The organism is Microtetraspora malaysiensis (assembly GCF_050947145.1).
In the GTDB taxonomy this organism is placed as follows: domain Bacteria; phylum Actinomycetota; class Actinomycetes; order Streptosporangiales; family Streptosporangiaceae; genus Microtetraspora_A; species Microtetraspora_A malaysiensis.
Genome location: NZ_CP191998.1, coordinates 1,851,066 through 1,863,498, shown reverse-complemented (window position 1 = coordinate 1,863,498; position 12,433 = coordinate 1,851,066). Strand labels below are relative to the sequence as shown.

Below are 12,433 nucleotides of genomic sequence, written 5' to 3'. Positions count from 1 at the left end.
CTTACCAGATTTCAACATCTCTGTTCTTTATGCGGGCCTTATAACCGATCGAGCGGCAGATGTCCATGCTTGTTGATTCCTGAAGATCGCCTGTAAAAGATCATCTGAAGCTGAGTAATTCCTGTGAACTCCGAACGAGGAGAACGTGAACAAGTCAGGATCACCTCCCCCCTCCCCACTGGGTGGCGTCAGCCTCCACAAGCTATCCGGCCTGCTGGTAGCAGTAGTCGCGGCATCGCTACTGACAGCTGGCCCTGTACCGGCAGCAGCGGACGACACCCAGCCCACCCCAAGCCCTGAACCGACGACGGCCCCGAGCACAACGACGTTCCCTAAGCCGGACGATCCGGACGCGGACCTGCGGGCCGCGATCGCCGAAGCCCGGAAGCAGAACAAGCCGGTCGAGGTGCTCAGCAAGGGCACCGAGTCCAGTCGATCCTGGGCCTATCCGGACGGCCACATCACCACCGACACCTATGCCGGCCCCGCCCGTGTCAAGCAGGCGGACGGTTCCTTCGAGTGGATCGACACCACTCTCGTCGAACGGGATGGAACGTTCCAGCCGAAAACAGCGAAGGCGGACGTCCGATTCAGCCAAGGCGGGGACACCAAGCTCGCCTCTCTGGAGAACGCAGACAAGGCCCAGCTGTTCGCTCTTGAATGGCCCACGCCTCTGCCCAAGCCCCGGATCGAGGGCAACAAGGCTATCTACGCGGGCGCAGCCGGTCCGACGGCCGACCTCGTCGTAACCGCCCTCGCCACAGGCTTCCGTCACGACGTGGTACTGCACGAGCGCCCGACCGGACCGGTCGAGTTCCGGCTACCCGTACGGACCAAGGGGTTGAAGCTCTCCGAGACGAAGGTCGGCGGACTGAAGCTGACCGACGCCAAGGGCAAGACCGTCGCCTCGGCAGCAGAACCGTTCATGACGGAGGCGCCCAGCAGCGACGCAAAGACGCTGCCGCACCAGCGAGGCGAGATCGACGCCTCCGTGGTCACCGCGAAGAACGGCGGCCAGGTTCTGGTGATTAAGCCGGACCCGGCATTCCTCGCGGATGAGAAGACCACCTACCCGGTCACCGTCGACCCCACCGTTTCCCTGACCGCAACGACGGATGCCTGGGTCCAGTCCAAGACAGGCGCCGCTGACGCGACAGGTTCCGAGCTGAACATCGGCACCGGCACCTACTACCAGTCCGAGCGCAGGTGCACAGGTAGCGTCTGCACCTACACCAACAAGATCTACCCGAACTTCCTGCGCGGCTACGTCGGCTTTGGCAGCATCAGCGGCTTCTCCGGGAAGTACGTCGACTCGGCCACCATCCAGCTGCTCGGCTCCTACGCCGGGCCATGCGGTTCGCGTACGCTCACCGCCTTGCCGATCACCTCTTCATGGTCGACGAGCTCGCTGTCGTGGAGCGGCCTTCCGCCCACGACGAGCACCGGTGCGGTCACGATCACGCCGAGCTGCGGTTCCAGCACGGTCACCAGCTTCAACGTGACGCAGATGGCCAAGAACTGGGCGGCGGGCTCGCCCAGCTACGGTGTGGAGCTGAAGTCGACGGAGGACTCGCGCTCCAGTTGGCCGGACGACCCCAACCCGGTCACGGCGCAGTACTGGTCGTTCAACTCGGTGGAATCCGGGCAGTCGCCTCCCAAGCTGACGGTCAACTACCTGCTCCCGCCTGAGATCCCCACCGTTACGGGCGAATCCATCGACTCGATCGCCGGCAACGACGCGATCTCGCGGTCCAGCGACGTCAAGGTGAGCTACAAGTCCACCTCGATCGACGGGAAGAAGATCGACTACCTGGTGTCGATCTCCGACCCCACGCGCCCGATCCCCCTGCCGCCGGTCCCGTCGCCGTCGCCCAGCCCGACCTCCTCACCGTCGCCGTCACCGACGAGCACGGCCATCCCGGGTCTTGTCGCGGCCTATGGGATGAACGAAGGCTCGGGTACGACAGTGGCGGACGCGTCCGGCTCCGGTAACACCGGTACGGCAAGCGCCACAAGCTGGGCCGCCGGCAAGTTCGGCCAGGCGTTGTCGTTCAACGGCACATCCAGCTGGGTAACCGTCAACGACTCCCCCTCCCTCAGGCTGACCAACAAGATCACGATGGAGGCGTGGGTCAAACCCACCAGCATCTTCAACTGGCACACCATCCTGATGAAGGAAGCCAGCCCCGATGACAGCTCATACGCCCTCTACGCCAGCATCACCGCCAACGGGGGCATCCCGATCGGTCCGGCCACGGACCTCCAGATCGACGGCTACTACGACGGCGCCGACACCCCGACGAAACTGCCCACCAACACCTGGAGTCATGTCGCCGGCACCTACGACGGCACCAGCACCAAGATCTATGTCAACGGGACCTTGGCCGCGGAAACCACGCTCAGCGGCGACGTCACAAACGGCGCGGCGCCACTGCGCATCGGCGGCAACAACCCCTTCGGTGACTACTTCAGCGGCCTCATCGACGAGGTAAGGATCTACAAAACCGCCCTCACTCAGGGGCAGATCCAAGCCGACATGAACAACCCCGTCGGCGCGGCCCCCGCACCGGACAACCCACCGTCGGCGCCGGGCACTGTGACCGCTGTCGCCGGGCCCGACACCATCAACCTGTCCTGGGACGCGGCGCTCGACGACCGCGGCGCGGTCACCTACCAGGTGCACCGGTCCAAGACCGCCGGGTTCACCCCGTCCACCACAACCCGGGTCGCCACCGTCAGCAACCTCACCTATGCCGACAGCGGCATGGTGCAGGGGCAGTACTACTACCGCGTGGTCGCCATCGACAGCGCCGGCCAGGCAGGGCCCGCCTCCAACGAGGTCTCGGCCCTCACCTCTGCACAGCTGTTCCCGCCGGTAACCGGAGCCAACTCCGGCCAGGTGGTCAACAACGAGTTCAACCTGGGCAGCCCAGACAGCTTCAAGTTCAAGGTCAAGGCCTGCCTGACCGGTATCACCCCGCGGATGTGCAACGAGACCCCGTACTACCGCATCACTACCGACGCACCGTACGCTCCCACAGATACCGGGACCGGCCTCGGCAATCCGCAGATTCCCATCCTTTCGGCGATGGTTGCCCGGCCATCCGGCGGCCCAGTCACCGCGAAGTTCTACCTCACCAACAGTCTCGGACAGCCTGTCGGATCTGTACCGCTAGCCCAGCGGACCGTTCCTGGCAGGGAACGCGTCTCCGTCGAAGTCCCTGAGGGAACCGTGCAGGGGGGACAGGCGTACTCTTGGCGAGTCCAAACGTGCGTCCAGGAAATCTGCTCCTCGAAGAGCGAGCCGGAGACGTTCACCGTGGACCCGGTTGAGGGCGAAGACACCACAGCACCCGTCACACAGACGGTGACACTTGCGCAGGATCATCTGTATCTGAAATCTGGCAAGAGCAGTCCAACTGCCTGCGGCGGCGCACCCTGTCTCTTGACTGACACAAGCACGATCCATGTGGATGGGACCTCGGGCGACGCTACCGTGGCCACATTAGCGATCAATCTGTCCGATATTCCGGACGGGGCCATGATCGATAGTGCATTGTTGGATCTGGGGTCAGCGACATGCGAAGACGGTACCTGCCCCGCAGACACCGCTATCTCTCTCCGCCCCCTCTCCGGCTCGGTAACCTCTGATACCAAGGCTTCGGATCTGGCAGGCATGGCTGTGGCGACGACCTATACGGCCACCGTCGCCAATCCGCAGGTGAATGTCACAGACGATGTGTACGCATGGTTCTTGGTTGAGACCAGCCGCGCAGGTCGCATGACTTTCGGAGAGGCAGCAGCGAGTGTACCGGTGTCGGTCAAGATCAGCTACGTGTCTCCGGGACCGCCCAGTCCGGTCATGAATCTCGCGGCCAGTCCGGGTGACAGTTCCGCCACCGCGAGCTGGGGAGTGCCAGAGTCGAACGGATCGATGTCGGTCCTGGACGGCTATGACGTGGAAGTCCTCGATGCCGCTGGCGCTCTCGTAGATAGCGAGGAGACTGAAGACGCGACTATCGGGATCGACGGTCTTACGAACGACGCGACGTACACAGTACGCGTTCGCTCCCGTACGCGCTTTGGCGATAGCGCCTGGTCGAGCACTACGGTGACGCCGAAAGCCCCACCTGGCTGTGGTGCTTCCACTTACACCGACGCGATCGTGAGCTACTATCAGGCCCAGGATGCGGTCCTTGAGGGCCAGGCGGCGGATGTGTGGAGCGTCTCGGGGATGACTCCGAACTCCCGGGTCGCGGGTGCTGTCTCGGTTTTGAACGCCCCGCTAACTCAGGAATTCCAGTCCCTCGGCGAAGCGGGAATTACACGAAGCGACTCTACGGTCACGCTGAAGAACGTAGTCGTGTCGCCGTCAGCAGGCGGCAAGATTCAAGTGTCGGCTACGGTGGAACGCACGTGGAAAGAAACCACTTCCGCGGCAGCGTCTGGCGCATCAGTTAGCGCGAGATCTGTTCAGACGCAGGACGAGACCGGTACTCCAGGCCAGGTCGAGCCCCGTGACAGTAGTGACAATGTCACGTACACCTTCGATCCGTGCGACCGTCTCAATGTGACGCTTGAGATGTCTGACCAGAACGAAGACTCCAGCGATTACGTCGACACTGGCACCGGTTCGTCTACTGGAGATGGCGCTGATGTCCTAGCTAGATACTTCGGAGTTTCGTCAAGATCGTCGCTGGCTGCCACTTCGGCCACAAAATCAACCTCCGCCCTATCCACGGCAACCACCTGCCCGCAAGGCCGCTACTGGACAGGCATTAAGATCGCCAGCAAGCTCAGCAAAGGCCTTGCCAAGGGAATGCTGCTTGAAGTTGTCGGCGGTTCCCGCTGGCAGGTATGCAAGCCCCGCCCGGATATCCATGAATGGAATGTCGACCAGATCGGCGCCGTCACCACTGTCTACACGAACTCTTCGTTCCGCAATCCCAAGATCAAGAAGAACGGGAAGTTGACTGCAGACAATGCTACAAAAAAGCGCAATGACTACATTCGAAAGTGGTCCAATGTAGAGCTAGCTACTACCGCCTGCTTCCGCGTGGATCAGAGTCAGGTGACGCCAAACTTCGAAATAGGGGTGGGCGGAGAATTCGGATTCCCGATTGCCGCCATAAACGTTTCAGGTGCCGCTGGCGTCACTATGGCCGCAAGCGCTGCGAAGGACTGCGGGGCGACCGCCCAAGCCGCCAGCAGAGTAGGCGGTCAGAATGCCAGCGTCGCATTCCGCACCTCCATGTGGAGCGTCAATAATTCGGCAATCGCCACCTGCTTTACGACCGCCGGCGTATGGTGCAACGTCGGACTCTACCGCCAGAGCACCACAGGAACATTCAACTTCGCAAAGAGCAAGGGAGTGGACGCCCATCTGAAATTGTCGCCGACAAGTGGGTGGTTGGGCTACGCCTACTACTGCGACACAATATACAAGACCTGCTTCCGGTAATTAGACACGATCAAACGTCAGCCCCGACGGTGCGAATGCGAGCGAAAACTGCCACCTCGCGTCACCGTCCGTGAATCAATAGTCGTGGTGGCGCCAGACTTGGTTTCTTGCGCCACCACGACCCGCGTCTACACCTTACCGAAGAGGAGTAACCGTGAAGCGAATCAAGATATGCGCCTCTATGCTAATCATCGCATCTACAGGTCTCGCTTGTGGAACGACCACAAAGCCGCCTTCCCAGTCAATCCACGGATTCTCGCCCGCACATCTGGAGACTGTCCTTCGCGGCGCTATCGTGATCAGCAATCCAGGCACGCCATTGATAGTCAGCGACTCCAGGCTTCAGCAGGTCCTCGGCGGCTACGAGTTCAGGGTCGCCGGAGAGGAGTGGTCGGGATACTATCAAGACAGTACACCGATCATGGACATCGACTATCCTCTTACGGTCACCCTGGACAGCAAAGGAAATATCAAGGACATTTCGAAGCTTCCCTTTAATAGACTGGATAGTGCGCTTAGATATTTTAGTCGAGGCTCGAGGGATGGCAGCGACTGGATCTTACCTCGACTCCCGGCCGGCATCCGATTGAAAGTATTAGTGGAGCTTAAGAACCCAATAGTCGAAAAGAATCTTGCCTGGGATTATCAATCCAATCGATTCTTTCTTTCCCGCGGATCCGGGAACGAGCGACCGCTATATTGGGGGGGAGATATCGGCTGCCCCGAACCACCCGTGAAGCCTGCCTGCGACAAAGATTCTTCAGTCGACACCTTTCGAAGCTGGGTTCAGCGCCTGACTGATAAAGACAGGCCGATCTTAGATAAGTTTGGGATCTCACTCAACTCGCTTCGGACTGTTGCCAAGGAGGGTCAGATCTACGGCTTCATCCAGGAGGCATCCCCGCAAGTTGTTCGACGATTCAAAAAGGATAAGAACGTCCGCTCGCTATGGGTTATAGACATGTGGCCATGTCGCCAGAAAGAGCAATGTCCTTAACCTCGATCCTTAATGATCACTCCTCCCGCACTCCTCTTGATCTTCGCTCTGGTCCTGCATGGGTCTGTTGGCATGCCAAAGGCTCTGTGGTGTGGACGCCGGACATGGTCTCCCCCCGGTGGGCCGGTTAGTCGGGGCCTTTCATATCGCCGGGATGGGCGGACGGGTGATCACGGTGGTGCCGGGACGTCGCTACGCTTTCAACGTTTCAGCAGTGGTTCACTCGCGTCCACCTTCTCGACCCGCACCTGACACCTCCCAGACGCCTTTTCCGCGATGCTCACCATCACGGCCATTGAGCATTGAGCCATTGCCGATAACGGCCTGTTGCTCTCGATAGCGGGCGAGGTCGACTGATGCGCCCAATGATCAGGAAATTCGTGCAAAGCCAGCAAAATCTGCTCGGTGAGCGTAGGGAGCGATCGAGACGACGTCGCCGGTTTGGGGGGCGTGGATCATCCGGCCGCCGCCGATAACGATGCCGACGTGGCCGGGGCCCTTGGACTCCATCCGGAAGAAGGCCAGGTCACCCGGCTGTTCCTGCCCACGTGGGACGTGCACTCCACGACGCCACTGGTCGTAGGTGACACGCGGGATGGTGATCCCGGCGGCCTCGTAGGCGCGCATGGTGAGTCCAGAGCAGTCGAAGGCGTGGGGGCCATCGGCTCCCCACCGGTACGGCTTGCCGAGTTGGGCGCGAGCGTAGACGATTACGCGGGCGGCGACCGCCGTCGGCGGAAGCGCAAACGCAGTAGCTCGCCGGTATCGCTCCGCCACCGCGAGCACTCGATCGACGTACTCCCAGGAGTGGTTGTAGGCGAAGAGAGCCTGGCGTACATCGCGATCGACGCCGGAGGCGCAGAGGTAGCGGGCCGCTGAGAGGACAGCGTCGGCGGGGTTCATGATGTCGGCACGGCCGTCGCCGTCCCCGTCGATGCCGTACGTCGTCCATGTCGCAGGCATGAATTGCATCGGCCCGAGTGCTCCAGTCGAAGAAGGGCCGGTGTTGGTCCCGTGGCCGGATTCAACCTTTCCGATGGCGGCCAGCAGCGCCCAGTCCAGGCCTGGGCAGGTCTTGGCTGCCTTGGCGTACAGCGCCAGATAGCGGGGCGGGATGTCCCTCGGCCGACCGGTCTGCGCACCCGGTAGCGACCCGTCGAGCAGGGCGGAAGTAACGCCGGTGAGCAGAACGACGACCAGCACCATTCCGGCCACCGCCGCCATCACTCCACGCACGAGTCCCCTCCTCGTGAGGAAGGCCAAAGGTCCGCAAGTTCGATCAGCCGCAGCCGGCGTCTGGCGGAGTCGATCGGAAGCCACACCGCCTCGCGTGGCCCGGAGGTCGTCTGGGCCGCGGTGGCGGCCGGCGCCTCAGGCGTGCCGATCTCAGCGCGGAGGTGCTGCTCCCGGCGAGTGCTCGGGAGCCAGAACAGCACAGGGGTGCTGATGCCGGTGGCCTCAGCGAGTTCGGCGTACGCGTTGAGCTTGGCGACCACCCGAGCCAGGGTTTCGCTGCCGGTGTCGTGTTCGAGAAAGAAGTCAACCTCGACGCCGCCTTCGGCCCACCGGCCGTACCCGTCCGGGCGGACGATGTCGCCCCAGAGCTGCGTGCAGCGGCGTTCGCCCCACCAGGCCGTCAGCTCGCCCTCTTGCTCGGCCTTCAGCCGGGTGAAGAAGTCGTTGACACCAATCAGATGGCCGAGCGTGGCGGAATGGCAGGCAGCCAGCGTCTGGTCGTGCCGGTAGCCCAGTTCCCGCACCGTGATACCCCGATGTGCTGCCAGGACGGCAGCCCCCGCCGGGCCAAGCACCCAGTGCCAGGGAGCCGATCCCGTCGGAGTCCAGGGGCGGGCCCGGTCAAGGGCCGCGAGCCGGTAGAGATCCAGCAACCGGTGACGAGCCTTGTCCGGGCAGGTGAAGTACGCGCGGGCGAGCTGGTGGGTAGTCAGTACGCGATGCTCGTGGGCGAGCTCCAGAATCTGCCAGTCACGTGGGGTGAGCCGGGCCGCGAGCTCGGCGATGACCGCGCGGGATGCCCGGGGTGGCACGGTACGACTGGCCCGCTGCCGGATGCTTGGGCGCGTCATGCCGCTCCCCCGCTGGGAGCCCTTCCGGACAGGCGTTCGTCGTTCGCTCTGGCCGAGTTACGTGGTTTCACCGGTCCTCCTGTGGTCGCGAAGGTGGCGCGGGAGGCCTGCCGTACCTGGGCCTCTCGCTCGGGGATGGCGGCGGGCAGCGGGCGGGTACGGAAGGTGAAGGCCGGGGTCGCGGCTCCGTCGACGACCAGGCGTCCGACGGCTTGGAACGCACCGAGGTGGGTGAGGTCGTGCGCGGACAGCACGGGCCCGACGTGCGCTTTCAGGTCGGCGGCGTCCTCGGGAGAGACGGCGAAGAACAGCTTGTTGCGGGCGTCGGCGGAGATCGCCTCGCGGAGGTCCTTGGGAAGCTGGGTGAGATGCTGATGGGCCAGAACAAGCGACAGCCGGTACGCGCGGGCCTCGGCCAGGACGTCGGCGATGCTGCCCGGCAGGTTGAGGAAGTTGTGGCACTCGTCGACGTAGATCGCAGTGTCGTGCCGTACGGCTTGCGCCTGGCGGGAGCGACGGGTGACCGCTTGCCACGTGTGGGCGAGCAGGACCGAACCGAGGAGCCGGGTAGCGTCGTCACCGAGTACGCCCTTTGGGGCGCGGACCAGGCAGATGCCTCCCTCATCGAGGTGCCGGCCGAGGTCGACCGACGAGACAGGGCTCGCGAGAGCATCCCGGACGAATGGGCGCAGCAAGACCGCGCGGAGCTTGTTCATCACCGGCCCGATCACAGCCGAACGACCAGCTGGGGTCAGGTCCTCGTACGCCTGCCAGAACCCGGTCAGCAACTCGTCACTGAGCTGGCGTACGACGCGGGCTCGGTAGCCGGTCTCGGTGAGCAGGCGCGGCACCTGGGCGAGGGTGGCGCGCGGGCCATTCACCGTAGTGAGCGTCAGGCAAGCCGAGCGCAGCAGGTCGTCGACACGCGGCCCCCAAGCGGAAGAGAAGCAACGGTGGAAGATGGTGACGACCGAGTCGACGGCGAAGGCGGGATCGGGTCCAGCGAGGACGTTCACGCTCGGCGGCCTGCCGGAGTCCGCGGGATCGAAGACGACAGTACGGCCGATGGCCGACTTGGGCAGCCGGGCAAGCACATCGCCGACGAGGTCGCCCTTGGGATCGATCACCAGCACGCCGCGCCCTTCCGCGGCATCAGCGAGGATCATGTTCGCGAGCAGGGTCGATTTCCCGACGCCGGTTTCCCCGACCACATGGATGTGATGCCGGGCGTCGGCGACCGACAGTGCCACGGGCCGCTGTGGGCCGCTGTCGGCGTCCCCCAGCATCCGGACCGGCCCGTCGTACGGCACCGCCGGGGACGGGGCCACGGGCCGCGTTCCTGCCCGGGTGATGCCGGGGGCGTCGGCGTCCAGGGGCAGATGGGCGACGGCGGCCAGCTCGCCGACCGACAGCAGGTAGCCCCGGTCAAGTCGTCGCAAGGCCAGCGCGCCGGCCGGTCGCCACAGGCGGTGTCGGCGCAGGTACTGGTGGCCGGAGGTGAACAGCGCGAAGACCGACGCCACGTTGTGGGCGCGGCCTCGCAGCCAGCCGTCGGCACCGGATGCGGTGGTGGCCACGCCGTACCGGATCGCGACTTCGTAGCGGGGCTGGCTCGCCTTGGCGAGGATCGCCCGGACCTGCTCGGCCCGTTCCGGAAACATGCGGGCCAGCTCGGCCGGGTGCCCGTCGCCGGACATCGTCCCGTGCCCGGGAGTGATGAGGTCGAACAGCTCTCCCACCGGGTGTGCCGATTGTCCGCCACGGAGGAAGGCCGCCGCGCGGTGTGCGCGGCCAAGCCGCGCTCCAGTAACCGGGCGGGCCAAGACCTGCACCGTCACGTGCTGACCATGAGCCAACCCGGACATCGCGCCGAGCAACGCCCGGAGCGGATCGGCATCATGGTCGTGCTTGATCGGCAGATGCTCGGCCTGCCCAAGAACCAGACGACCGCCCGTCGCATCGGCGTCAAGTGGCAACGGCGGTACGGCGGACTTGGACGTGGCCGTGGCCCCTGGCCAGGCGGACTGCACGGCCTTCTCGATGATCCCGTTCGGGACGCATCCGGGCACCCACACCTGAATCCGCACTCCGGCGGCGTCGCCGACGTACTCGAACACGATGTGCGGCTGGCCGAGCAGGAACCGCTTCCAGGCGGGCCGCAGCAGCCCGACCAGATGCGCCCACAGCGCGGCGGCGCCGGCGAGGTCGGCCTGGGGTGGGCAGGAGATCTCCACGATCCGCGCGTCCCGCGCCAGCCGTACGTGACGAAGACGCCAGAGCAACCGGCGTACGCCCGCCAGCAGGCTCGCGAATGCGAAGGCCACGACGGCGACGCGCCAGCCGTGCGTCCACATGAGCTCGGGCAACCGCTGCGGCAGCTCGTCGAGGATCCTGGGCAGGTCGTTCACAGCGGGTCGCCCTCCTCGTCCAAGCTCCGGAGCGGAGGTGGCTCGGCGGTGTCGAGAGCGGCGAGTTGCGCCGGGTCGCTGGTGGCCAGCATCGCCTCTGCGGGTGAGGCGACGACCTGGAAGGCGACCCGGTTGGCGGGGCCGGCGACCATGAGCGCCTCGCCCTGCTCCGCGGTGAGCAGGAACTGGCGTTCGCCGTCGGACAGGTCGAAGGCGTCACCGACAGCGTCGATCGCCTTGGGCTTCCCCCCGGGGCGTGGACACCCGGTTTCATGCAGCCAGTTCGGCCACTCTAACAAGCCGATCTTCATAGACGGCCGGGGGTAGGTTCCCGGTCGCCGAGTGCCTTCTCCGGTGGTTGTACCAGGCGATCCAGCGGAAGATCTCGGTACGGGCCTCTACCTCGCTCGACCAGCGGCGCCTGCCCCGGCCGTGCAGCAGTTCACGCTTGAGCGTGGCGTTGAATGCCTCCGCCAGGGCGTTGTCCAGGCACGTCCCGGTCCTGCCCACCGATCGGCGGATCTCGTACTTCTCACACAACTTCGCGAACTCGGCCGAGGTGTACTGACAGCCGCGGTCACCATGAAAGATCACCCCGTCGACCTGGCCGCCTCGCGCTCCGACCGCCGCCGTCAACGCGTCGCTGACCAGCTCGGTCCGCAGATGGTCGGCGATCGACCAGCCGACCAGCCGCCGTGACCCGATATCGATCACCGTCGCGAGATACAGCCACGCGTCACCGACCGGCAGATAGGTGATGTCCCCGCACCACCTCCGGTTGACCTCACCGGCCGTGAAGTCGCGTTTGAGCAGGTCAGGGACCGGCGGAGCGAGCTCGTCAGGGATCGTGGTCCGCCTGCCCTTACGCAGATGCAGCCCGACGATGCCGTTCACGCGCATCAACCGGGCCACCCGCTTGGCGTTGACGCGCTCACCGTCATCACGCAGGTCCGCCGTGATCCGCGGGGAGCCGTTCGTCCCACCCGAGGCGCCATGAAAGCGCCGGATCTTCTCCACGATCCGCTCGTCCTCAACGACACGCGCCGCTCGGGCCGGCTCCCGCCCCAGCCAGGCATAGAAGGCGCTACGCGCCACGTTCAGCACCCGGCACAGCCGCTTGACCCCGTAGACGAGGCGGTGGACGGAGATGAACTGCAAGCGGCCGATCAACGATCCATCTCCTTCGCAAAATACGCGGCTGCCTTGCGGAGGATCTCCTTTTCGATCTCCAGCTCGGCCACCCGCTTACGCAGCCGCGCCAGTTCCTCGCGTTCACTGCGGGCCAGCCCGACTCCGGCATCGGACTCCTGCTGTTCGGCCTCACGCACCCACACGCGCAGGGTCTCGCGGTTCATCCCCAGTTCCCGCGCGACATCCGCGCAGGTCCGGCGCGACTCGCGGACCAGCTTTACCGCGTCCTTCTTGAACTCATCGCCGTACTTCGACGGACGTGCCACCCGACAGTCTCCCCTTCATGGAA

Annotated in this window: 7 protein-coding genes; 2 read left to right on the top strand and 5 right to left on the bottom strand. The window is 64.6% G+C overall.

The window, feature by feature from the left end:
* Positions 1-145: 145 nt before the first annotated feature.
* Together ACQP1V_RS09115 and ACQP1V_RS09110 are read left to right on the top strand one after the other, a co-directional pair.
* Positions 146-5,461 (top strand): LamG-like jellyroll fold domain-containing protein, encoded by a 5,316-nt coding sequence (locus ACQP1V_RS09115; RefSeq protein ID WP_433420844.1) that lies wholly within the window; start codon positions 146-148, stop codon positions 5,459-5,461.
* A 154-nt stretch (positions 5,462-5,615) separates the two neighbouring features.
* Positions 5,616-6,458 (top strand): hypothetical protein, encoded by an 843-nt coding sequence (locus ACQP1V_RS09110; protein WP_433420841.1) that lies wholly within the window; start codon positions 5,616-5,618, stop codon positions 6,456-6,458.
* A 369-nt stretch (positions 6,459-6,827) separates the two neighbouring features.
* On the opposite strand, the gene ACQP1V_RS09105 is transcribed toward ACQP1V_RS09110, so the two are convergent.
* From ACQP1V_RS09105 to ACQP1V_RS09085, 5 genes are all read right to left on the bottom strand, one after another.
* The gene (locus ACQP1V_RS09105; protein ID WP_433420838.1) at positions 6,828-7,682 is read right to left on the bottom strand and encodes an NlpC/P60 family protein; all 855 of its coding nucleotides are present in this window, start codon (positions 7,680-7,682) and stop codon (positions 6,828-6,830) included.
* A complete protein-coding gene (locus ACQP1V_RS09100) occupies positions 7,682-8,545 on the bottom strand; it encodes a replication-relaxation family protein (RefSeq protein ID WP_433420835.1) in 864 nt (287 codons plus the stop codon). The genes ACQP1V_RS09105 and ACQP1V_RS09100 overlap by 1 nt, the downstream gene beginning before the upstream one ends.
* Positions 8,542-10,953 (bottom strand): helicase HerA domain-containing protein, encoded by a 2,412-nt coding sequence (locus tag ACQP1V_RS09095; protein WP_433420832.1) that lies wholly within the window; start codon positions 10,951-10,953, stop codon positions 8,542-8,544. The genes ACQP1V_RS09100 and ACQP1V_RS09095 overlap by 4 nt, the downstream gene beginning before the upstream one ends.
* A complete protein-coding gene (locus tag ACQP1V_RS09090) occupies positions 10,950-11,252 on the bottom strand; it encodes a hypothetical protein (protein ID WP_433420830.1) in 303 nt (100 codons plus the stop codon). Before ACQP1V_RS09090 ends, ACQP1V_RS09095 begins: the two co-directional genes overlap by 4 nt.
* A protein-coding gene (locus ACQP1V_RS09085; protein WP_433412153.1) for an IS3 family transposase occupies positions 11,224-12,410 on the bottom strand; the annotation gives its coding sequence in 2 pieces (ribosomal slippage) (positions 11,224-12,138 and positions 12,141-12,410; 1,185 coding nt in all). Before ACQP1V_RS09085 ends, ACQP1V_RS09090 begins: the two co-directional genes overlap by 29 nt.
* Positions 12,411-12,433: the final 23 nt, after the last annotated feature.

Excerpts from the sequence above, each read along its gene's own strand:
- ACQP1V_RS09100 (WP_433420835.1), bottom strand. The coding sequence starts at position 8,545 with ATGACGCGCCCAAGCATCCGGCAGCGGGCCAGTCGTACCGTGCCACCC.
- ACQP1V_RS09105 (WP_433420838.1), bottom strand. The coding sequence starts at position 7,682 with ATGGCGGCGGTGGCCGGAATGGTGCTGGTCGTCGTTCTGCTCACCGGC.